The organism is Escherichia sp. E3659, assembly GCF_005781135.1.
In the GTDB taxonomy this organism is placed as follows: domain Bacteria; phylum Pseudomonadota; class Gammaproteobacteria; order Enterobacterales; family Enterobacteriaceae; genus Escherichia.
This window is the reverse complement of record NZ_VATQ01000019.1, coordinates 53,623-75,037: the sequence shown is the minus strand read 5'-3', so window position 1 is coordinate 75,037 and position 21,415 is coordinate 53,623. Positions and strand designations below refer to the sequence as shown.

The window sequence follows — 21,415 nt, the reverse complement described above, 5'->3', positions numbered from 1 at the left end:
GATTTTGTTATTTGTTGTATTAATATTTGCTGAGTGGTTTGTCTGAAAATGCGCCAAACATTGCGTTTGCTGCGTGGAATTTACAAAGTTCAGCTTCGGATAATTCTCACCAACTGGTAAAGTGTGCGCCGTGGAAATTTACCCTCATTGGACTCATTTTCAGGTTATACCGTATGTCAACACTGAATATTAAGCAGGAAAGCGACTCGCATTTTCCCGATTATCATCTGGCGCCAGCCAGTAATAATGAAATTGATTTACTTAATCTTATCGAAGTTTTATGGCACGCAAAAAAACAGATCATGGCTGTCGTTTTTGCCTTTGCCTGTATCGGGTTGCTGGTGTCATTTATCCTACCGCAAAAATGGACCAGTGCGGCGGTTGTAACGCCGGCAGAACCTGTGCAATGGCAAGATCTGGAGAAAACATTTACTAACCTTCGAGTACTGGATCTGGATATTAAAATTGATCGTACAGAAGCATTTAACCTGTTTATCAAGAAGTTTCAGTCCATTAGTTTGTTGGAAGATTATCTTCGTTCATCGCCGTATGTTATGAACCAATTGAAAGAGGCGAAAATTGATGAACAGGAGTTGCATCGGGCTATTGTCACATTGAGCGAGAAGATGAAAGCGGTTGATGACAACGCCAGTAAGAAAAATGAGCCGTCCGCGTTATATACCTCCTGGACGTTAAGTTTCACCGCGCCAACCCGTGAAGAGGCGCAGACAGTATTGGCAGGTTATATCGATTACATCTCAGCTCTGGTGGTGAAAGAGTCGATAGAAAACCTACGTAATAAACTGGAAATCAAAACCCAGTTTGAAAAAGAAAAACTGGCCCAGGATCGCATTAAAACCAAAAACCAACTTGATGCTGATATTCAGCGCCTCAATTATTCGCTGGATATTGCGAATGCTGCCGGAATTAAAAAGCCCGTATACAGCAATGGCCAGGCCGTTAAAGATGACCCTGATTTTTCTATTTCGCTCGGTGCTGATGGTATAGCGCGTAAGCTGGAGATTGAAAAGTCAGTCACGGATGTTGCGGAATTGAATGGTGAGTTACGCAATCGTCAATATCTTGTTGAAAAATTAACAAAAACAAATATCGATGACATTAAATTTACTCCGTTTAAATATCAATTAAGCCCGTCATTACCGGTTAAAAAGGATGGCCCGGGTAAGGCGATTATCGTGATTCTTTCTGCCTTAATGGGTGGCATAGTTGCCTGCGGTAGCGTGCTTTTACATTATGCGATGGCATCCAGAAAACGGGATGCCATGATAGAGATGGATGGTCGGTTAGTTTAAATCTTCGCGGTTGAAGGTGCCGTTCGTCCGAGCGGCACCACGAGCGGCGTTCCGGCTACCGGATCGTCAATAATCATGCAGCGCAGACCATAAATGCGCTCAATCAGTTCAGCAGTGACAATCTCCTTCGGCGCTCCCTGCGCAACAATTTTCCCTTCCCGCAATGCAATCAAATGGCTGGCGTAACGACAGGCCTGATTAAGATCGTGCAGCACCGCCGCCAGGGTATAGCCTTTTTCGCGGTTCAGCTCGCTTAACAACTCCAGCAAATCAATCTGATGACTGATATCCAGCCAGGTCGTGGGTTCATCGAGCAGCATAATCGCCGTTTCCTGGGCCAGCACCATCGCGATCCACGCTCGCTGGCGTTGTCCGCCAGAAAGGGTATCCACGCTTTGATCCGCCAGATGGGTGATTCCCGTGGCTTGCATCGCTTTCGTTACCGCTTCTTCATCTTCTTTGCGCCAGCGGGTAAACAGCGGTTGATGCGGGTAACGCCCACGCGCTACCAGCTCCTGCACGGTGATATCTCCCGGCGTGGTAGCATTTTGCGCTAACAGACCAATCCGCCTGGCAACTTCTTTACTGGCGTAATGTTGAATGTGCTCGCCATCCAGCCAGACATGCCCGTGAGCAGGCGTCATCAGGCGGCTTAACGTGCGCAGCAATGTTGATTTGCCGCAGCCATTTGGCCCGATAATTGCCGTGAAGTGACCATCAGGTATTTCTACAGTCAGATTTTCCGCAACGGTATATTTGCCATATCCCAGGGTTAACTGTTCGCCGCGCAAACGGGCTACTGATTCGGTCATTTTTTGCGAGACTCCTGAATTAACAAGACGATAAGGTAAATACCGCCGAGGCTGACGGTAACGACGCCAACCGGAAGCTGATACGGCATAAACAGTTGTTGGGCGCAGAGATCGGCCGCCAGCAGTAACAGCGCCCCGCACAGCGCCGCCTGGGTCAGCCCCCAGCGAGCGGTGCCGCTAATGCGTCGGGCAATGTGCGGCGCGACTAAAGCAATAAAGGAAATCGGCCCGGCAAGCGCTGTTGCCGCAGCGGTAAGCACCACTGCAACCAGCATCATTAACAGACGCGAACGTTCGACGCTGACGCCCAGCGCACACGCGGTGTCATCGCCCATTTCCAGCAAGCGCATTCGCCGCACCAGCAAGGCGGCGGCAATGAGCATCAATATAATGATGGGCGCGGAAGGCGAGGTTTTTGCCCACGTCAGGCCGTTGAGCGATCCGGCATTCCACAAACCCGCTGTTAGCGCCGTTTCTAAAGACGCTTTCAGCAACAGCCAGGTATTAAAGGCCACCAGCATGGCGCGAACACCGATACCGATGATAATCAACCGAAAGGTATCGATACCGTTACGCCAGGCGAGCAGCCAGACCAACAGCGAAGTGACAATGCCGCCCATCATTGCTGCCAGCGCGATAGCCGTCAGGTCCTGACCAAACAGCACCATCGCCACCAGCACTCCACTCCACGCCCCGGTGTTAAAGCCCATTACGTCAGGGCTGCCGAGCGGGTTACGCATCAGCGACTGAAAAATCGCGCCGCTGACGCCCAGTGCCGCGCCAATCAACAGCGCCATCAGCACGCGTGGCAAACGCCATTCGGTGACAACCATCGTCATACTGCGCGGCGCATCGCCCATCAACGCGGCGAATACCTGCGAGGTTTCCAGCGTGACGGCACCGCTGCGTAATCCCCAGATACCTGCAACCACACAGGCGGAAACCAGCAGCAAACAGGTGATGATTAATCGGCGAGAGACGTAAATCATGCACCACCTCGCGTTTTACGTCGCACGAGGAAGATCAGCACCGGTGCACCAATAAACGCACTGACCACAGAAACGCGCAGTTCGCCGGGCACAACCACCCGCCCGATGATATCGGCAAACAGCAGCAGGGCAGGGGTAGCAAGCAGAGTGACGGGCAGCGACCAGCGATGATCGGCACCTACCAGCCAGCGCGCCATATGTGGCATCATCAGGCCAATAAAGGCAATCGGGCCAACTACCGCCGTCGCACTACCACAAAGCACGGTAATCGCCAGCAGACCAATCAACTGTGTGCGCGCCACGCGACTGCCCAGCGCCGTCGCGGTGTCGCTGCCAAGGCTCAAACTGTTCAGCGCGCGACTCAGTAATAGCGCAGTTGCTCCGGCGATCAGCACCGGGATCAGCACCACTTTTAAGGTATGTAGATTGCGAATATCCAGCGAACCGGCTTGCCAGAAACGCAGTTGATCGTAGACGTCAGGATTAAGCAGGGCGATGCCGCTGGTCAGCCCTTCCAGCACCGCCGCCAGCGCCACGCCCGCCAGGGTTAAACGCACCGGACTTAACTGCCCGCCGCCCTGACTGCCGGTAAAGGCAACAATCAATGAGGCCACCAGCGCCCCGGCGAAGGCCATCGCCAGTTGTTCCTGCGCGGATGAGTAACCAAACAGCGCCGCACCCAGCACAATGGCAAAGCTGGCTCCGGCATTCACGCCAAGCAAGCCGGGGTCGGCAAGTGGATTTCGGGTGAGGGTTTGCATCAACGCCCCGGCAAGGCCAAGCGCGCCGCCTGCCAGTAAACCGGCAAGGGTGCGCGGCAGTCGCGCGTCGAGCACGATGGTGCAGTCGGCGCTCTGGCAGGTGCCGGAGAAGGCCTCCAGCACTACGGAAGCGGGGAGTGATTTTGCCCCAATGAGCAGGCTTAATGCCGTCGCGATAATCAGTAATAACAGCAATCCGGGCACGGCAATGGCGCGTGTCACGGCAACAGAACCAGACATACGAACTTCCATGATAATGAAATTAATTATCGTTATCGATCTTATTTGGATATGTTAGCATGTGCAGCCTAAGAATAGGTATTTAAAATATTTGATGGCAAGGCATTGTAATGAATAAACAATCCTGGCTGCTTAACCTCAGCCTGTTGAAAACGCACCCGGCGTTTCGCGCAGTATTCCTCGCTCGTTTTATCTCAATTGTGTCTCTGGGTTTGCTCGGCGTCGCGGTGCCGGTGCAGATCCAGATGATGACGCATTCTACCTGGCAGGTGGGGCTTTCGGTGACGCTGACCGGCGGCGCGATGTTTGTTGGCCTGATGGTCGGCGGTGTGCTGGCGGATCGCTATGAGCGCAAAAAAGTGATTTTGCTGGCGCGCGGCACCTGTGGCATAGGCTTTATTGGACTGTGCCTGAACGCGCTGCTGCCGGAGCCGTCATTGCTGGCAATCTATTTACTTGGTTTATGGGATGGTTTTTTCGCATCGCTTGGCGTTACGGCGCTACTGGCGGCGACACCAGCACTGGTAGGGCGTGAAAACTTAATGCAGGCCGGGGCGATCACCATGTTGACCGTGCGTCTGGGGTCGGTGATTTCGCCCATGATTGGCGGTTTACTGCTGGCGACCGGCGGCGTCGCCTGGAACTACGGGCTGGCGGCAGCGGGTACGTTTATTACCCTGCTGCCGTTATTAAGCCTTCCGGCACTGCCACCGCCGCCGCAGCCGCGTGAGCATCCGTTGAAATCATTACTGGCAGGATTTCGTTTTCTGCTCGCCAGCCCGCTGGTGGGAGGGATTGCGCTACTGGGTGGTTTATTGACGATGGCGAGCGCGGTGCGGGTACTGTATCCGGCGCTGGCTGACAACTGGCAGATGTCGGCGGCACAGATTGGTTTTCTCTATGCGGCGATCCCGCTCGGTGCGGCTATTGGCGCGTTAACCAGCGGGAAGCTGGCACATAGCGCGCGACCAGGGTTATTGATGCTGCTCTCCACGCTGGGATCGTTCCTCGCCATTGGTCTGTTTGGCCTGATGCCGATGTGGATTTTAGGCGTGGTTTGTCTGGCGCTGTTCGGCTGGCTGAGCGCGGTTAGTTCGTTGCTGCAATATACAATGCTGCAAACGCAAACCCCGGAAGCGATGTTAGGGCGGATTAACGGTTTGTGGACGGCGCAAAACGTGACGGGCGATGCCATAGGCGCGGCGCTGCTGGGCGGTTTGGGAGCGATGATGACACCGGTTGCTTCCGCAAGCGCGAGCGGTTTTGGTTTGTTGATTATCGGCGTGTTGTTATTGCTGGTGCTGGTGGAGTTGCGACGTTTTCGCCAGACGCCGCCGCAGGTGACAGCGTCCGACAGTTAATGCTTAAAACAGCGCCTTAAGCCGTTCCAGCACTTGCATGGCGCTGTAGTAATCCAGTCGGAACGTCTCGGTTCCCAGCGCATAAACCTGCTTGTTTTGTACTGCAGGCAGGTGCGCGAGCAGCGGATTAGCATAAATAGCATCGGCATCTTTCTGATCACCGGCGAACAGGAATAGTGACTCGCCATTTAACCCCGCAGCCAGATTTTCCCCACCAAGCTGAATGATGTCATGGCGTTTGCCCTGGCTTTGGCTGGCGTTTAACCCTGCGGGTAACTTCGCCAGCGTAAAGCCGAGTTGTTCCAGCATCTGTCCTTGTGCTGATTCCTGCGTCCAGAGATTGGCACTGTGTGCAGCGGCGGTATAGACAATGGCAGTGACCGGCTGCGGCGGTAATTTGATTTGCTCTTTCGCCGCTGCCAGTTGCTTATCAAACTGTGCAATTCGCTCTGCCGCTTGTTTCTCATGCCCGGTAATTTCGCCAAGCTGCGTTAACAGCGACTGCCAGCTTTTGTCGTCGTAATTGATGATTAATGTCGGGGCGATGGTAGAAAGCTGATCATACAGCGCCAGCGCCGAATCCCCGCCAGTTGCGCTAATTAAAATCAGATCCGGCATTTGCGCGGCAACGGCTTCGGCGCTCGGTTCGCCGATATAGAGCCGTTGCAGTTTGCGTTCTTTCGCCACCTTGCTCCACTGGCGTAAAAAGCCCTGGTCATCTGCTACGCGGTTATTTGGCGTGGTCGCGCCGCTGGCGATCACCGGAGCATCAATCGCCAGCAGTGAGCCGGTCAGGGTGACGCTGGTGGAAACAATACGCTGCGGCTGGCTTTCCAGTGTATGAGTGCCACGGCTGTCAGTAATCTGACGCGGCCAGTCGGCGGCCTGAACTGCGGCTATTCCTGAAAGCAAAAGTCCTGTTAATAGAAGGGCGTTGCGGTAGAGCGGGGCGAGTCTCACAAATCAGCTTCCTGTTATTAATGAAGTTAATGCTTCTCATTTTCATTGTAACCACAACCAGATGCAACCCCGAGTTGCAGATTGCGTTACCTCAAGAGTTGACATAGTGCGCGTTTGCTTTTAGGTTAGCGACCGAAAATATAAATGATAATCATTATTAAAGCCTTTATCATTTTGTGGAGGATGATATGGATACGTCACTGGCTGAGGAAGTACAGCAGACCATGGCAACACTTGCGCCCAATCGCTTTTTCTTTATGTCGCCGTACCGCAGTTTTACGACGTCAGGATGTTTCGCCCGCTTCGATGAACCGGCTGTGAACGGGGATTCGCCCGACAGTCCCTTCCAGCAAAAACTCGCCGCGCTGTTTGCCGATGCCAAAGCGCAGGGCATCAAAAATCCGGTGCTGGTCGGGGCGATTCCCTTCGATCCACGTCAGCCTTCGTCGCTGTATATTCCTGAATCCTGGCAGTCGTTCTCCCGTCAGGAAAAACAAGCTTCTGCACGCCGTTTCACCCGCAGCCAGTCGCTGAACGTGGTGGAACGCCAGGCAATTCCGGAACAAACCACGTTTGAACAGATGGTTGCTCGCGCTGCCGCACTTACCGCCACGCCGCAGGTCGACAAAGTGGTGTTGTCACGGTTGATTGATATCACCACTGACGCCGCCATTGATAGTGGCGTATTGCTGGAACGGTTGATTGCGCAAAACCCGGTTAGTTACAACTTCCATATTCCGTTGGCTGATGGTGGTGTTCTGCTGGGGGCCAGCCCAGAACTGCTGCTACGTAAAGACGGCGAGCGTTTTAGCTCCATTCCGTTAGCCGGTTCCGCGCGTCGTCAGCCGGATGAAGTGCTCGATCTCGAAGCAGGTAATCGTCTGCTGGCGTCAGAAAAAGATCGCCATGAACATGAACTGGTGACTCAGGCGATGAAAGAGGTACTGCGCGAACGCAGTAGTGAGTTACACGTTCCCTCCTCTCCACAGCTGATCACCACGCCGACGCTGTGGCATCTCGCAACTCCCTTTGAAGGTAAAGCGAATTCGCAAGAAAACGCACTGACTCTGGCCTGTCTGCTGCATCCGACCCCCGCGCTGAGCGGTTTCCCGCATCAGGCCGCGACCCAGGTTATTGCTGAACTGGAGCCGTTCGACCGCGAACTGTTTGGCGGCATTGTGGGTTGGTGTGACAGCGAAGGTAACGGCGAATGGGTGGTGACCATCCGCTGCGCGAAGCTGCGGGAAAATCAGGTGCGTCTGTTTGCCGGAGCGGGGATTGTGCCTGCGTCGTCACCGTTGGGTGAGTGGCGCGAAACAGGCGTCAAACTTTCTACCATGTTGAACGTTTTTGGATTGCATTAAGGAGCGAGGATGAGCATTCCATTTACCCGCTGGCCGGAAGAGTTTGCCCGTCGCTATCGGGAAAAAGGCTACTGGCAGGATTTGCCGCTGACCGACATTCTGACCCGCCACGCCGCGAGCAATAGCATCGCGGTTATCGATGGCGAGCGTCAGTTGAGTTATCGGGAGTTGAATCAGGCGGCGGATAACCTCGCGTGTAGTTTGCGCCGTCAGGGCATTAAACCTGGTGAAACCGCGCTGGTACAACTGGGTAACGTCGCTGAACTTTACATTACCTTTTTCGCGCTGCTGAAACTGGGCGTTGCGCCGGTGCTGGCGCTGTTCAGCCATCAGCGTAGTGAACTGAACGCCTATGCCAGCCAGATTGAACCCGCATTGCTGATTGCCGATCGCCAACATGCGCTGTTTAGCGGGGATGATTTCCTCAATACTTTCGTCACAGAACATTCCTCCATTCGCGTGGTGCAGCTACTCAACGACAGCGGTGAGCATAACTTGCAGGATGCGATTAACCATCCGGCTGAGGATTTTACTGCCACGCCGTCACCAGCTGATGAAGTGGCCTATTTCCAGCTTTCCGGCGGCACCACCGGCACACCGAAATTGATCCCGCGCACTCATAACGACTACTACTACAGCGTGCGTCGTAGCGTCGAGATTTGTCAGTTCACACAACAGACACGCTACCTGTGCGCGATCCCGGCGGCTCATAACTACGCCATGAGTTCGCCAGGATCGCTGGGCGTCTTTCTTGCCGGAGGAATGGTTGTTCTGGCGGCCGATCCCAGCGCCACGCTTTGCTTCCCATTGATTGAAAAACATCAGGTGAACGTCACCGCGCTGGTGCCGCCGGCAGTCAGCCTGTGGTTGCAGGCACTGGCTGAAGGCGAAAGCCGGGCGCAGCTTGCCTCGCTAAAACTGTTACAGGTCGGCGGTGCACGTCTTTCTGCCACCCTTGCGGCGCGTATTCCCGCTGAGATTGGCTGCCAGTTGCAGCAGGTGTTTGGCATGGCGGAAGGGCTGGTGAACTACACCCGTCTAGATGATAGCGCGGAGAAAATTATCCATACCCAGGGTTACCCAATGTGTCCGGACGATGAAGTGTGGGTTGCCGATGCTGAAGGAAATCCACTGCCGCAAGGGGAAGTTGGACGCCTGATGACGCGCGGTCCGTACACCTTCCGCGGCTATTACAAAAGCCCACAGCACAATGCCAGCGCCTTTGATGCCAACGGTTTTTACTGTTCCGGCGATCTGATCTCTATTGATCCGGAGGGTTACATCACCGTGCAGGGGCGCGAGAAAGATCAGATCAACCGTGGCGGCGAGAAGATCGCTGCCGAAGAGATCGAAAACCTGCTGCTGCGCCATCCGGCGGTGATCTACGCCGCACTGGTGAGCATGGAAGATGAGCTGATGGGCGAAAAAAGCTGTGCTTATCTGGTGGTAAAAGAGCCTCTACGCGCGGTGCAGGTGCGTCGTTTCTTGCGTGAGCAGGGTATTGCCGAATTTAAATTACCGGATCGCGTGGAGTGTGTGGATTCACTTCCGCTGACGGCGGTCGGGAAAGTCGATAAAAAACAATTACGTCAGTGGCTGGCGTCACGCGCATCAGCCTGAAGGAGAGAACACGATGGCTATTCCAAAATTACAGGCTTACGCACTGCCGGAGTCTCACGATATTCCTAAGAATAAAGTCGACTGGGCCTTTGAACCGCAACGTGCCGCGTTGTTAATCCATGATATGCAGGACTATTTTGTCAGCTTCTGGGGCGAGAACTGCCCGATGATGGAGCAGGTGATCGCAAATATTGCTGCGCTGCGCGACTACTGCAAACAGCACAATATCCCGGTTTATTACACCGCCCAGCCGAAAGAGCAGAGCGATGAAGATCGGGCGCTGTTGAATGATATGTGGGGGCCGGGCCTGACCCGTTCGCCGGAACAGCAAAAGGTGGTGGATCGCCTGACGCCAGATGCCGACGACACGGTGTTGGTGAAGTGGCGCTACAGTGCGTTTCATCGTTCCCCGCTGGAGCAAATGCTCAAAGAGAGTGGACGTAACCAACTGATTATTACCGGGGTATATGCCCACATTGGCTGTATGACCACCGCAACCGACGCATTTATGCGCGATATTAAACCGTTTATGGTGGCGGATGCGCTGGCCGATTTCAGCCGTGATGAGCATTTGATGTCGCTGAAATATGTGGCCGGACGTTCTGGCCGGGTGGTGATGACCGAAGAATTACTGCCAGCACCTATCCCCGCCAGCAAAGCGGCGCTGCGTGAGGTGATCCTGCCGTTGCTGGACGAGTCCGATGAACCGTTCGATGACGACAACCTGATCGACTACGGTCTGGATTCGGTGCGCATGATGGCGCTGGCGGCGCGCTGGCGCAAAGTGCATGGTGATATCGACTTTGTCATGCTGGCGAAAAACCCGACCATCGACGCCTGGTGGAAACTACTCTCCCGCGAGGTGAAATAATGGATTTCAGCGGTAAAAATGTCTGGGTAACCGGCGCAGGTAAAGGTATCGGCTACGCCACGGCGCTGGCGTTTGTTGAGGCGGGAGCGAAAGTTACAGGTTTTGATCAAGCGTTCACTCAGGAGCAATATCCCTTTGCGACCGAAGTGATGGATGTTGCCGACGCTGCGCAGGTGGCGCAGGTATGTCAGCGACTGTTAGCTGAAACGGAGCGACTGGACGTGCTGGTCAATGCGGCGGGAATTTTGCGCATGGGCGCGACCGATCAGCTCAGTAAAGAGGACTGGCAGCAGACTTTTGCGGTTAACGTCGGCGGTGCGTTTAACCTGTTCCAGCAAACCATGAACCAGTTTCGCCGTCAGCGGGGCGGGGCGATTGTCACTGTGGCGTCCGACGCCGCGCACACGCCGCGTATTGGCATGAGTGCTTATGGCGCGTCGAAAGCGGCGCTGAAAAGCCTGGCGTTGAGCGTCGGGCTGGAACTGGCGGGTAGCGGCGTGCGCTGTAATGTGGTTTCGCCTGGCTCCACCGACACCGATATGCAACGCACGCTGTGGGTGAGCGATGACGCCGCAGAGCAGCGTATTCGCGGCTTTGGCGAGCAGTTTAAACTCGGCATTCCGCTGGGGAAAATCGCCCGTCCACAAGAGATCGCCAACACGATTTTGTTCCTCGCCTCTGACCTCGCCAGCCATATCACGCTACAGGATATTGTGGTAGATGGCGGCTCAACGCTGGGGGCATAAGCATGATCTGGAAACGCCATTTAACGCTCGACGAGCTGAACGCCACCAGCGATAACACAATGGTGGCGCATCTGGGAATTGTGTATACCCGTCTGGGCGATGATGTGCTGGAAGCCGAAATGCCGGTTGATACCCGTACTCATCAGCCGTTCGGTTTACTACATGGCGGTGCGTCGGCGGCGCTGGCGGAAACTTTGGGATCGATGGCCGGATTTATGATGACCCGTGACGGGCAGTGTGTGGTGGGCACGGAACTTAATGCCACACATCATCGCCCGGTGTCTGAAGGCAAGGTACGTGGCGTCTGCCAACCGCTGCATCTTGGGCGGCAAAATCAGAGTTGGGAAATCGTTGTTTTCGATGAACAGGGGCGGCGTTGCTGCACTTGTCGGCTGGGTACGGCAGTTTTGGGATGAACCCGACAGAATTAAATGAGATTGCAGGAAAACTCGGTTAACGGAGTGATCGAGTTAACATTGTGAAGTTAAATATTGGTTTCAACTCCGATTTACATGGTTGCTGTGTTGTTAAATTATCCAAAGATGTTATAGAAACAAAATGTAACATCTCTATGGACACGCACACGGATAACAACTATGAACAAATCAGGGAAATACCTCGTCTGGACAGTGCTCTCTGTAATGGGAGCATTTGCTCTGGGATACATTGCTTTAAATCGTGGGGAACAGATCAACGCACTGTGGATTGTGGTGGCGTCGGTCTGTATCTATCTGATCGCTTACCGTTTTTATGGCCTGTATATCGCCAAAAATGTACTGGCGGTTGACCCGACGCGTATGACGCCAGCGGTGCGCCATAACGACGGGCTGGACTATGTGCCGACGGACAAAAAAGTGCTGTTCGGTCACCATTTTGCGGCCATTGCCGGAGCAGGTCCGTTGGTTGGGCCGGTACTGGCGGCGCAAATGGGTTACCTGCCAGGGATGATCTGGCTACTCGCCGGGGTGGTTCTCGCCGGTGCAGTGCAGGATTTCATGGTGCTGTTTGTTTCTACACGTCGTGACGGTCGCTCGCTGGGTGAGCTGGTCAAAGAAGAGATGGGGCCAACCGCCGGGGTGATCGCGCTGGTGGCCTGCTTTATGATCATGGTCATTATCCTTGCCGTGCTGGCGATGATCGTGGTGAAAGCCCTGACTCATAGCCCGTGGGGAACGTATACCGTTGCTTTCACCATTCCGCTGGCGCTGTTTATGGGGATCTACCTGCGCTATCTGCGTCCAGGGCGTATTGGCGAAGTGTCGGTGATTGGTCTGGTGTTCCTGATTTTCGCCATTATCTCTGGCGGCTGGGTAGCAGAAAGTCCGACCTGGGCACCGTACTTTGACTTTACCGGCGTGCAGCTGACCTGGATGTTGGTGGGCTACGGTTTTGTGGCGGCGGTGCTGCCGGTGTGGTTGCTGCTGGCTCCGCGTGACTACCTCTCTACCTTCCTGAAAATCGGGACTATCGTCGGTCTGGCGGTAGGCATTTTGATTATGCGCCCGACGCTGACCATGCCTGCGCTGACCAAATTTGTTGACGGCACTGGCCCGGTATGGACCGGCAACCTGTTTCCGTTCCTGTTTATCACCATCGCTTGTGGCGCGGTGTCTGGCTTCCATGCGCTGATCTCTTCCGGTACCACGCCGAAGATGCTGGCGAACGAAGGGCAGGCGTGTTTTATCGGCTACGGCGGGATGTTAATGGAATCCTTCGTGGCGATTATGGCGCTGGTTTCCGCTTGTATCATCGATCCGGGCGTGTACTTCGCCATGAACAGCCCGATGGCGGTGCTGGCTCCGGCAGGCACGACGGATGTCGTGGCTTCAGCCGCGCAGGTGGTGAGTAGCTGGGGCTTTGCGATTACCCCGGATACGCTCAACCAGATTGCCAGCGAAGTGGGTGAACAGTCGATCATTTCCCGTGCGGGCGGTGCGCCGACGCTGGCGGTGGGAATGGCCTACATTCTGCACGGCGCGCTGGGCGGCATGATGGATGTGGCGTTCTGGTATCACTTCGCCATTCTGTTTGAAGCACTGTTTATTCTGACGGCGGTGGATGCAGGTACGCGTGCCGCGCGCTTTATGTTGCAGGATCTGCTGGGCGTGGTGTCTCCGGGTTTGAAACGGACCGATTCACTGCCTGCTAACCTACTGGCAACGGCGCTGTGCGTGCTGGCGTGGGGCTACTTCCTCCATCAGGGCGTGGTCGATCCGCTGGGCGGTATTAACACTCTGTGGCCGCTGTTTGGTATTGCCAACCAGATGCTGGCAGGGATGGCGCTGATGCTCTGTGCCGTGGTGTTGTTCAAAATGAAACGTCAACGTTACGCCTGGGTGGCGCTGGTACCAACGGCCTGGCTGCTGATTTGTACCCTGACCGCAGGCTGGCAGAAAGCGTTTAGCCCGGATGCGAAAGTGGGCTTCCTGGCCATTGCTAACAAGTTCCAGGCAATGATCGACAGCGGCAATATTCCGTCGCAGTATACTGAGTCACAGCTGGCGCAGCTGGTGTTCAACAACCGTCTGGATGCCGGGTTAACCATCTTCTTTATGGTGGTCGTGGTGGTTCTGGCGCTGTTCTCGATTAAGACGGCACTTGCGGCATTGAAAGAGCCGAAGCCAACGGCGAAAGAAACGCCGTATGAGCCAATGCCGGAAAATGTCGAGGAGATCGTGGCGCAGGCAAAAGGCGCGCACTAAAGTCAGAGTGAGGGGGGGATGTTGGTATAGTGCCGAGCGTTCCCCTTACTCTCAGCAATTCCAGTCCGGATAAGGCGTTCGCGCCGTATCCGGCAATATTTCAGCAACCTGATTACCGGAGGTATTGATGTTTGATTCACTGGCAAAAGCCGGAAAATATTTAGGTCAGGCGGCGAAATTGATGATTGGTATGCCTGATTACGACAACTATGTCGAACATATGCGGGTTAACCATCCCGATCAAACGCCGATGACCTACGAAGAGTTTTTCCGCGAGCGGCAGGACGCGCGCTACGGTGGAAAAGGCGGTGCGCGCTGCTGCTAAATGTGTACGTCAGGCTTTAAACGATTCCACTTTTTCGAACGCTGCACGCAACGTATCTGGTGTCAGCGTGACTGGCAGGTAATGAATGGATTCCACCGGACGTAAGGTGTGGGCAATCACTTTGTCGATCTCCGCCTGATTATTGATATCCACTTCCAGCTCCGCCAGCGTAGTCGGCAGATGAAAACGCTGATACGCCCCGGTTAATTGCGCCAGCACATCATCCTGACCCAGCAAAGCGCTTTGCACCAGAATTCCGTAGGCGACTTTGGTGCCGTGGAGAAACTTCTCGGTTTGCGGCAGGACAGTCAGACCGTTATGCACGGCATGGGCCGCAGCAACGCGAGTAAAACGATCGCCCAGACCACCGACCATTCCGCCTCCGGCGATAATCGCATCCACCACATCGCAAAATGATTGCGTTAACTGCTGATTTTGCTGATCGGCAAGCGCCTGTTCGCTACTGTTTAACAAAACGTCGCGAATGGCCTGCGCGTTATTAATCCCCAGACGCACGGTTAGCGGCAACGTTTCTGGTTGCGGAGCCAGCACCACCGCTTCATACCATTTCGCCAGCGTGTCACCGATCCCCGCCAGCAGATATTCTTGCGGCGCATTGAGGATAATCTCCGGTTCCACCAGCACCATAAAATTGGCGTCGTCGAAAATCTCATAATGCAGCGCCTGTCCGGCATCGTTATACCAGACGGAGAGCGGTGTCCAGGCGGCGCAGGTAGCGGCGATCGTCGGAACGGCAACAAATGGCAGACCGAGACGGCGGGCGAGGGCTTTCGCGGTGTCGAGCAGTGCACCGCCCCCGACGCCAATCACCACGCTGCGGTCATCACCGGACTCAGCCGCCAGTTGTTGTACATCGCTTTCGCTGCAATGACCGCGAAACAAAATATGCTTTGCCCCCCGCAGTTCAAACGCTGGAGGAAGTTTGGTTTGCGCCGCAGCAATGGCGCGTTCGCCGTAGATCCACACCGCGCGAGAAAGTTGTTCATCAGTGAAAAAATCGTGCAGGTGATTGAAACTTCCAGGATGAGAAAAGTAGTTAGCCGGGCCGACGACCACGCGGATAGGATTGTGAGGCATGTTGTGTTGTCCTTATTGTTTTATTTAGACATCTAAACGTCTTGATTGCCAAATACTAGCATCGTGTTATAGTGCCTTCAACACGCAACTTCGTCAGGTACAATAAAAATGACAAATAACCCTCTGATTCCACAAAGCAAACTTCCACAACTTGGCACCACTATTTTCACCCAGATGAGCGCGCTGGCGCAGCAATACCAGGCGATTAACCTGTCGCAAGGCTTTCCTGATTTTGATGGTCCGCGCTATTTACAGGAGCGGCTGGCGTACCACGTTGCCCAGGGGGCAAACCAATACGCGCCCATGACCGGCGTGCAGGCATTGCGCGAGGCGATTGCTCAGAAAACGGAACGTTTGTATGGCTATCAACCAGATGCCGATAGCGATATCACCGTAACGGCAGGGGCGACGGAGGCGTTATACGCGGCGATTACCGCATTGGTGCGCAATGGCGATGAAGTGATTTGCTTTGATCCCAGCTATGACAGTTACGCGCCCGCCATCGCGCTTTCGGGGGGAATAGTGAAACGTATTGCACTGCAACCGCCGCATTTTCGCGTTGACTGGCAGGAATTTGCCACATTGTTAAGCGAGCGCACCCGACTGGTGATCCTCAACACCCCGCATAACCCCAGCGCTACTGTCTGGCAGCAGGCTGATTTCGCCGCTTTGTGGCAGGCAATTGCCGGGCACGAGATTTTTGTCATTAGCGATGAAGTCTACGAGCACATCAACTTTTCACAGCAGGGCCATGCCAGCGTGCTGGCGCATCCGCAGCTGCGTGAGCGGGCAGTGGCGGTGTCATCGTTTGGCAAGACCTATCATATGACCGGCTGGAAAGTGGGTTATTGCGTTGCGCCAGCGCCCATCAGTGCCGAAATTCGCAAAGTGCATCAGTATCTGACCTTTTCGGTGAATACCCCGGCGCAGCTGGCACTTGCGGATATGCTACGTGCAGAACCTGAGCATTATCTTGCGTTACCGGACTTTTATCGCCAGAAGCGCGATATTCTGGTGAACGCCTTAAGTGAAAGTCGGCTGGAGATACTACCCTGCGAAGGCACATACTTTTTGCTGGTGGATTACAGCGCGGTTTCTGCCCTGGATGATGTTGAGTTTTGCCAGTGGCTGACGCGGGAGCACGGTGTAGCGGCGATTCCGCTGTCGGTGTTTTGCGCCGATCCCTTCCCACATAAACTGATTCGTCTCTGTTTTGCCAAGAAGGAATCGACGTTGTTGGCAGCAGCTGAACGCCTGCGCCAGTTGTAGTTATTTAACTGTCCAGGCGCGGGAATATTGACGGTCGGCAAACAGTTCTTGCAGGCCGTTAATTTGTTTCAGGCGCAGCACCTCGTCGCTGTCCATTCCCAGCTCTTTGCCGATTTTATTGTCGTCCCATCCCAACTGGCTGAGTTCACGGACGATTTCTGACATGGCGGTGATTTGATGGCGTCCACGAGCGCGGTTATGACGAATAGTTGCAGCGATGCGTTGATTACGCGTACCTTCCAGACAGGTCACCGGCAAATAACCTTTTAAGCGTAATTTTAACGATGATAAGCCTTTACCTATTTCATGGCGGTGAAAACCATCAACAATTTCCAGAGCATTTTTATCTGTATGCGTGACTACAATGGGTTGCGTAAAACCATCTATTTCAATGGATTTTTGCAGCAGTTTTTTCTCTGGTGGTGCCACATTATTGGGGTTGTAATCATTCGGCACGAGCTGGCTATTTTTCACCCACAAAACACAATCCACCGGCTCTTCACGAAAGGGGCTAACCTGATGGATCGCCATGCGGATTTCATTAATCGCTTTGATGCGATCGTCTTCCGGCAAGCTGGCGAGAAATTGGGTTAAATCCTGCGTTAATCGTTGTTGCATAGTATCCCCCATTCCTGACGTTTTCCTTTTATTCGTTCGTTATAACGTTGATAGTTCTTCGCTTTCGTAGGGCTAAACGATAATGCCCGACACCAGTAATCGTTATTGAGCAACGCTTTGCATATTCGCCGCCAGGAGGGGATATCTTTCGCGCCAATGTCCCCTTGCTGGGTTTGTGGAACCTCGATGCCTTTTTTCTGATACCAGTGCAAATAAATGGCGATTTTATTGCGGTAATGCTCCGCAGTTTTTTCCGGCATGCTATTGAGCAGCAATAATGCATACTCTTGCCAGTCTAAATGTTCTGGCTTGAGGATTTTCCGATGCCCATAGAAATGATTGTCATGTCCGGCGTAAATTCCGCCGCTTTTTACACCGCTGACTCGTGCGCACATAGCAGCCCAGCGCTCCGGTTCGATAACGTGATAGAGCCATAATCCCTGCCGTTGCTCCGGGCCAAAAGGTTCGCAAATACGCATGTGACGCAGAGGGACGCCCGCCTGATACATTAGGTTATACAGTGGGTTGCAGAGACTTTGATGATTTGCATACCAGGTCCAGATATCAGCCACTTTCCAATCGTAGATGGGGTAAATGTACCAGCTATGACCGCCTGGTGCGGCCGTAGTCCAGGGTTTATCGTCGGCAAAACGCTGTTTATTCGAACTGGCGATAGCAACGAAACGGTTATAGGACTCATCCGCACGGATACCGATCATCATCGCCGCAGGACGTTTTTGCGAAAACCATTCGGCAAATTCACGCACGAAATGTTCAAAAGTCATGCCTGGCTGGTAAAACGGGAAATAAGCGGGATCGGTTATTGCATCTTCCGGGGGCTGGCGTACCCATTCAACATCAGGTTCCCAGCATTGCCATTCGGGTTGATACTGAGAAAGAGAGTTTTGCGTCGTAAGAGGCAGCGCTACCCAATAAAATTCTTCAATGACATCTGCATACTGCTCTCGTAGGGACTGAATATAGTGAATAGTTAAAGAAAACTGTGCTTCCCAGTCGATAAACAGAACGTATATTTTTTTGCCCATTTTTCTGGCCAGATTCGCGGTTAGATGAAGCATTAAGCCTGAATCTTTACCGCCAGAAAATGAGACACAAACGCGGGGGAGGGTGTTGAGTGTCCAGGTAATACGCTCTTGTGCAGCTTCCAGAATATTGAGCGGAAGAGGAATTTTATAAATAGACATCTAAAGATGCTCTCTGAACCTGACAGGTAGATAATGCGATAGTTTTTTAATTATAAAGTAAATAAATTCAAATAAGATATATTATTTTATGTATTTACATTGTGAATTTTTCATTGAAAAACATTTTGCCAACGGATAGATGTTTATTATAAATTGTCATTCAAACGATCAATGAATCGTGAGAACGCAAGGTTATTTAATGATGATTTATTATAGGACATATAAAGTGTGTTTGAAGGCAACGGGTGTTCAAGTTTTATTTGTTTTAGCTGAAGTATTTTATGATAACTGCGGTATAATTCGTAAGGCACAATACCAATTAAATCGGTAACTGCAATTGTATTAATAATGGTAAACAGAGAGGAACTACGAAACGATATTTTACGGTTTGCCATGAGTGCTTCTATTTCCATCTGGAAATCTTCTAATCCAGGGATTTTAGATATCAGAAAGGTAAATTCTTCATCAAGAATTTGTGCATGGGTGCTCCGTTCATTTATTCTCGGATGGGTAGTACTACAGATGAGTGTATTACGAATTGACTGAAAAGGGATGCAGCTCACAGAACGGCTGATAACTGGTGCCAATGTCACTACGAGATCCGCTTTGCGGTAAGCCAGTAAATCTTCGGCGCTTTCTACGGCCATCATAATGTCATGATGTTCAATGTCGATAACCGCATCCTGGCGCAGACTATTGATCAAAAGGCTGCTGTTTGTCGCAGAGATGAATTGTGGACCATAAATTATAAATTTTTTCTTTAATTCAGATTTATTGACGATATTGATTGTTTGTTCCAGGTTTCTAAGGTTTTTCTCAAGATGATGATGAAGATTTAACCCAGTAGTCGTTGGCGTAATACCTTTTCCGGCACGAGTAAACAAAGGATCATTAAATTGCGTACGTAAGCGCTGCAGGGACTGACTAACCGCAGAGGGCGTTATATATAGCGATTCTGCAGCCTTACTAATGCTGAGATGTTGGTAAATGCACTCGAAGATTACCAGTAAATTCAAGTCAAATTTTTTTAAGTCGTAAAGATTGGCCATGATGTACTCCATTCATATCATTGCACTCATCATGATATTCATTAAATCTATAATATGAATTAATATATTTGTATTTATTATGTTCTTTTACTTAATTCATGATTAAGTTTTTCTAAAATAGCATAGTCGATTTATTGTTTGTGATCAATTCTTGCGGTTTTCAGGATAACTGAAAAGCCGTATATATTCCAGTTATCCATGATTTAATATTATTTATTTCCCATGATGATATTTAAGGTCTTTTGATCCGGTAATCCGACCGCCTGTTGCAATGTATTTTCCGGGCTCATGTAGTAGATAGCAGGCGTGACGTTTGCGCCAAGTTCATCCATCAGTTTTTCATTGGCACTTAAGATTTTCATTTGCTCTGCACCAACGGTGGCCGGGATGTTTAGCTTTAGCTTCTTGTCTGATGCTTCATACTCTTGCCATGCTTTAGCCGGATCTTTAGCCGCGAGGATCGCCGCTGCGGTCGCTGGGCTTTCCGGTTTGATTACGCCAACCAGTAGTGTGCGAAGCTGAACTTTACCAGCCTCAACCCACGGGCGCGTCTGCTGCCAGAACTGTTTACAATACGGACAAAATGGATCGGCAAAGACATAAACCACAACAGGCGCATCTTTTTTGCCGTCGAGGATCCAGTGGGATTGCTCCATCCGTTGCCACATTTCTCGACCGACTGGCGCATAAATCTCTTTTTCAATAAGCGTGTTACTCAGGTTTTCACCTTTTTCGTTGTACATATAACCTGAGATGGCGTGCTTGCCGTCTGGTGTCAGGTAGATAGTAACTCCCATATCCTGATACTTTCCGAGATAACCTTTCATTCCCCCGGGGGCATCAAAAGATTTGAGGATAGTAATGCCCTGTTTTTCAATGGCTTTTACTGGGGCTGGAAGTTCCTCTGCGAAGGCGACTGCAGGAAGCAGAGCCAATAAAAGTATCTTTTTTAACATTAATTTGTCCTTTTCAGTCAGTGCAAAATTTGAGTAAAAGGCATAACCTATCACTGTCATAGGTAAGAGCTTAGAACAGGTGATTGCCCTTTGTTTATGAGGGTGTTGTAATCCATGTCGTTGTTGCATTTGTAAGGGCAACACCGCAGCCTGCTGAACAGGCGCTGAAGATACCAAAGGGTAGTTCAGATTACACGGTCACCTGGAAAGGGGGCCCATTTTACTTTTTATCGCCGCTGGCGGTGCAAAGTTCACAAAGTTGTCTTACGAAGGTTGTAAGGTAAAACTTATCGATTTGATAATGGAAACGCATTAGCCGAATCGGCAAAAATTGGTTACCTTACATCTCATCGAAAACACGGAGGAAGTATAGATGTCCTTGATTAACACCAAAATTAAACCTTTTAAAAACCAGGCATTCAAAAACGGCGAATTCATTGAAGTAACCGAGAAAGATACCGAAGGCCGCTGGAGCGTCTTCTTCTTCTACCCGGCTGACTTTACTTTCGTATGCCCGACCGAACTGGGCGACGTTGCAGACCATTACGAAGAACTGCAGAAACTGGGCGTAGATGTATACGCAGTATCTACCGATACTCACTTCACCCACAAAGCATGGCACAGCAGCTCTGAAACCATCGCGAAAATCAAATACGCAATGATCGGCGACCCGACTGGCGCCCTGACCCGTAACTTCGACAACATGCGTGAAGACGAAGGTCTGGCTGACCGCGCGACCTTCGTTGTTGACCCGCAGGGTATCATCCAGGCAATCGAAGTTACCGCTGAAGGCATTGGCCGTGACGCGTCTGACCTGCTGCGTAAAATCAAAGCTGCTCAGTATGTAGCTTCTCACCCAGGTGAAGTTTGCCCGGCTAAATGGAAAGAAGGTGAAGCAACTCTGGCTCCATCCCTGGACCTGGTTGGTAAAATCTAAATTTCCTTCGTCTTTCACGTCATAGCGGCGTTGGCGTCGCCCGCTCACCCCGGTCACTTACTTGTGTAAGCTCCCGGGGATTCACAGGCTAGCCGCCTTGCCCTGACGCGAAATACTTCGGAAATTCACCTAATTCTTCGGGTGCTGCGGCACCCGATTTTGTTCCCCGCACCATGATGCAAGCTGCATCCAGGTAGCCGCAGAGGCCGCTTGCATGAT

At 52.3% G+C, this 21,415-nt stretch carries 20 protein-coding genes; 11 read left to right on the top strand and 9 right to left on the bottom strand.

Features of this window, described 5'->3' with window-relative positions; translation table 11 throughout:
- Positions 1–173: 173 nt before the first annotated feature.
- On the top strand, positions 174–1,313 hold the full coding sequence (gene wzz(fepE), locus FEK47_RS14765; protein WP_135486555.1) for an LPS O-antigen length regulator Wzz(fepE): 1,140 nt from the start codon (positions 174–176) through the stop codon (positions 1,311–1,313).
- Here the strand turns inward: wzz(fepE) and fepC are convergent.
- Genes fepC through fepD form a run of 3 tightly spaced genes read right to left on the bottom strand, consistent with a single transcriptional unit; the run spans position 1,310 to position 4,115 of the window.
- Positions 1,310–2,125 carry an iron-enterobactin ABC transporter ATP-binding protein gene (gene fepC / locus FEK47_RS14760; RefSeq protein WP_000140646.1) on the bottom strand — a complete coding sequence of 272 codons (816 nt, stop codon included), beginning with the start codon at positions 2,123–2,125 and terminating at the stop codon, positions 1,310–1,312. The genes wzz(fepE) and fepC overlap by 4 nt on opposite strands.
- Positions 2,122–3,114 carry an iron-enterobactin ABC transporter permease gene (fepG, locus tag FEK47_RS14755; RefSeq protein ID WP_135486527.1) on the bottom strand — a complete coding sequence of 331 codons (993 nt, stop codon included), beginning with the start codon at positions 3,112–3,114 and terminating at the stop codon, positions 2,122–2,124. The genes fepC and fepG overlap by 4 nt, the downstream gene beginning before the upstream one ends.
- The gene (gene fepD, locus FEK47_RS14750) at positions 3,111–4,115 is read right to left on the bottom strand and encodes a Fe(3+)-siderophore ABC transporter permease (RefSeq protein ID WP_135486526.1); all 1,005 of its coding nucleotides are present in this window, start codon (positions 4,113–4,115) and stop codon (positions 3,111–3,113) included. Before fepD ends, fepG begins: the two co-directional genes overlap by 4 nt.
- Positions 4,116–4,225: 110 nt before the next feature.
- Between fepD and entS the strand changes: the two genes are divergently transcribed.
- Entirely contained in the window at positions 4,226–5,476 is a 1,251-nt protein-coding gene (gene entS, locus FEK47_RS14745) for an enterobactin transporter EntS (RefSeq protein WP_001041789.1), read from the top strand.
- A gap of 3 nt (positions 5,477–5,479) precedes the next feature.
- Here entS and fepB read toward each other — a convergent pair whose 3' ends face one another.
- Positions 5,480–6,436, bottom strand: coding sequence for a Fe2+-enterobactin ABC transporter substrate-binding protein (gene fepB, locus FEK47_RS14740; protein ID WP_135486525.1), 957 nt, complete (start codon positions 6,434–6,436; stop codon positions 5,480–5,482).
- Between the two features lie 188 nt (positions 6,437–6,624).
- Here fepB and entC point away from each other — a divergent pair, with 188 nt between their 5' ends.
- The 7 genes from entC to FEK47_RS14705 all read left to right on the top strand — a co-directional run bounded on the left by entC (position 6,625) and on the right by FEK47_RS14705 (position 14,064).
- Complete coding sequence (gene entC, locus FEK47_RS14735; RefSeq protein WP_135486524.1) at positions 6,625–7,800, top strand: isochorismate synthase EntC; 1,176 nt, start codon at positions 6,625–6,627, stop codon at positions 7,798–7,800.
- Positions 7,801–7,809: 9 nt separating this feature from the next.
- Complete coding sequence (gene entE / locus FEK47_RS14730) at positions 7,810–9,420, top strand: (2,3-dihydroxybenzoyl)adenylate synthase EntE (protein WP_135486523.1); 1,611 nt, start codon at positions 7,810–7,812, stop codon at positions 9,418–9,420.
- Between the two features lie 13 nt (positions 9,421–9,433).
- Positions 9,434–10,291 carry an enterobactin biosynthesis bifunctional isochorismatase/aryl carrier protein EntB gene (gene entB / locus FEK47_RS14725; protein WP_001007121.1) on the top strand — a complete coding sequence of 286 codons (858 nt, stop codon included), beginning with the start codon at positions 9,434–9,436 and terminating at the stop codon, positions 10,289–10,291.
- Positions 10,291–11,037 (top strand): 2,3-dihydro-2,3-dihydroxybenzoate dehydrogenase EntA, encoded by a 747-nt coding sequence (gene entA / locus FEK47_RS14720; protein ID WP_130258596.1) that lies wholly within the window; start codon positions 10,291–10,293, stop codon positions 11,035–11,037. The genes entB and entA overlap by 1 nt, the downstream gene beginning before the upstream one ends.
- 2 nt (positions 11,038–11,039) lie before the next feature.
- Positions 11,040–11,453, top strand: a complete 414-nt coding sequence (entH, locus tag FEK47_RS14715; protein WP_000637953.1) for a proofreading thioesterase EntH — start codon at positions 11,040–11,042, stop codon at positions 11,451–11,453.
- 180 nt (positions 11,454–11,633) lie between these two features.
- Complete coding sequence (gene cstA, locus FEK47_RS14710; RefSeq protein WP_001043161.1) at positions 11,634–13,739, top strand: pyruvate/proton symporter CstA; 2,106 nt, start codon at positions 11,634–11,636, stop codon at positions 13,737–13,739.
- A gap of 127 nt (positions 13,740–13,866) precedes the next feature.
- Complete coding sequence (locus FEK47_RS14705) at positions 13,867–14,064, top strand: YbdD/YjiX family protein (RefSeq protein WP_000460431.1); 198 nt, start codon at positions 13,867–13,869, stop codon at positions 14,062–14,064.
- A 9-nt stretch (positions 14,065–14,073) separates the two neighbouring features.
- On the opposite strand, the gene hcxA is transcribed toward FEK47_RS14705, so the two are convergent.
- Positions 14,074–15,162 carry a hydroxycarboxylate dehydrogenase HcxA gene (gene hcxA, locus FEK47_RS14700; RefSeq protein ID WP_135486522.1) on the bottom strand — a complete coding sequence of 363 codons (1,089 nt, stop codon included), beginning with the start codon at positions 15,160–15,162 and terminating at the stop codon, positions 14,074–14,076.
- 108 nt (positions 15,163–15,270) lie between these two features.
- Between hcxA and ybdL the strand changes: the two genes are divergently transcribed.
- Positions 15,271–16,431 carry a methionine-oxo-acid transaminase gene (ybdL, locus tag FEK47_RS14695; protein WP_138183230.1) on the top strand — a complete coding sequence of 387 codons (1,161 nt, stop codon included), beginning with the start codon at positions 15,271–15,273 and terminating at the stop codon, positions 16,429–16,431.
- On the opposite strand, the gene FEK47_RS14690 is transcribed toward ybdL, so the two are convergent.
- From FEK47_RS14690 to dsbG, 4 genes are all read right to left on the bottom strand, one after another.
- Positions 16,432–17,061, bottom strand: a complete 630-nt coding sequence (locus FEK47_RS14690) for a ParB/RepB/Spo0J family partition protein (RefSeq protein ID WP_130219409.1) — start codon at positions 17,059–17,061, stop codon at positions 16,432–16,434.
- The gene (locus tag FEK47_RS14685; RefSeq protein ID WP_135486521.1) at positions 17,034–18,254 is read right to left on the bottom strand and encodes a phosphoadenosine phosphosulfate reductase; all 1,221 of its coding nucleotides are present in this window, start codon (positions 18,252–18,254) and stop codon (positions 17,034–17,036) included. Before FEK47_RS14685 ends, FEK47_RS14690 begins: the two co-directional genes overlap by 28 nt.
- 146 nt (positions 18,255–18,400) lie before the next feature.
- Positions 18,401–19,303: a LysR family transcriptional regulator gene (locus FEK47_RS14680; protein ID WP_135486520.1), complete on the bottom strand. Its 903-nt coding sequence runs from the start codon at positions 19,301–19,303 to the stop codon at positions 18,401–18,403.
- Between the two features lie 209 nt (positions 19,304–19,512).
- Entirely contained in the window at positions 19,513–20,259 is a 747-nt protein-coding gene (gene dsbG / locus FEK47_RS14675) for a thiol:disulfide interchange protein DsbG (RefSeq protein WP_135404665.1), read from the bottom strand.
- 373 nt (positions 20,260–20,632) lie between these two features.
- Here dsbG and ahpC point away from each other — a divergent pair, with 373 nt between their 5' ends.
- Positions 20,633–21,196 (top strand): alkyl hydroperoxide reductase subunit C, encoded by a 564-nt coding sequence (gene ahpC, locus FEK47_RS14670; protein ID WP_130222584.1) that lies wholly within the window; start codon positions 20,633–20,635, stop codon positions 21,194–21,196.
- Positions 21,197–21,415 lie beyond the last annotated feature (219 nt).

What these genes read in the sequence shown, in the direction of transcription:
- fepC (WP_000140646.1), bottom strand. Translation starts at nt 2,125, where the DNA reads ATGACCGAATCAGTAGCCCGTTTGCGCGGCGAACAGTTAACCCTGGGA.
- fepG (WP_135486527.1), bottom strand. Translation starts at nt 3,114, where the DNA reads ATGATTTACGTCTCTCGCCGATTAATCATCACCTGTTTGCTGCTGGTT.
- fepD (WP_135486526.1), bottom strand. Translation starts at nt 4,115, where the DNA reads ATGTCTGGTTCTGTTGCCGTGACACGCGCCATTGCCGTGCCCGGATTG.
- entS (WP_001041789.1), top strand. Translation starts at nt 4,226, where the DNA reads ATGAATAAACAATCCTGGCTGCTTAACCTCAGCCTGTTGAAAACGCAC.
- entC (WP_135486524.1), top strand. Translation starts at nt 6,625, where the DNA reads ATGGATACGTCACTGGCTGAGGAAGTACAGCAGACCATGGCAACACTT.
- entE (WP_135486523.1), top strand. Translation starts at nt 7,810, where the DNA reads ATGAGCATTCCATTTACCCGCTGGCCGGAAGAGTTTGCCCGTCGCTAT.
- entB (WP_001007121.1), top strand. Translation starts at nt 9,434, where the DNA reads ATGGCTATTCCAAAATTACAGGCTTACGCACTGCCGGAGTCTCACGAT.
- entA (WP_130258596.1), top strand. Translation starts at nt 10,291, where the DNA reads ATGGATTTCAGCGGTAAAAATGTCTGGGTAACCGGCGCAGGTAAAGGT.
- entH (WP_000637953.1), top strand. Translation starts at nt 11,040, where the DNA reads ATGATCTGGAAACGCCATTTAACGCTCGACGAGCTGAACGCCACCAGC.
- cstA (WP_001043161.1), top strand. Translation starts at nt 11,634, where the DNA reads ATGAACAAATCAGGGAAATACCTCGTCTGGACAGTGCTCTCTGTAATG.
- FEK47_RS14705 (WP_000460431.1), top strand. Translation starts at nt 13,867, where the DNA reads ATGTTTGATTCACTGGCAAAAGCCGGAAAATATTTAGGTCAGGCGGCG.
- hcxA (WP_135486522.1), bottom strand. Translation starts at nt 15,162, where the DNA reads ATGCCTCACAATCCTATCCGCGTGGTCGTCGGCCCGGCTAACTACTTT.
- ybdL (WP_138183230.1), top strand. Translation starts at nt 15,271, where the DNA reads ATGACAAATAACCCTCTGATTCCACAAAGCAAACTTCCACAACTTGGC.
- FEK47_RS14690 (WP_130219409.1), bottom strand. Translation starts at nt 17,061, where the DNA reads ATGGGGGATACTATGCAACAACGATTAACGCAGGATTTAACCCAATTT.
- FEK47_RS14685 (WP_135486521.1), bottom strand. Translation starts at nt 18,254, where the DNA reads ATGTCTATTTATAAAATTCCTCTTCCGCTCAATATTCTGGAAGCTGCA.
- FEK47_RS14680 (WP_135486520.1), bottom strand. Translation starts at nt 19,303, where the DNA reads ATGGCCAATCTTTACGACTTAAAAAAATTTGACTTGAATTTACTGGTA.
- dsbG (WP_135404665.1), bottom strand. Translation starts at nt 20,259, where the DNA reads ATGTTAAAAAAGATACTTTTATTGGCTCTGCTTCCTGCAGTCGCCTTC.
- ahpC (WP_130222584.1), top strand. Translation starts at nt 20,633, where the DNA reads ATGTCCTTGATTAACACCAAAATTAAACCTTTTAAAAACCAGGCATTC.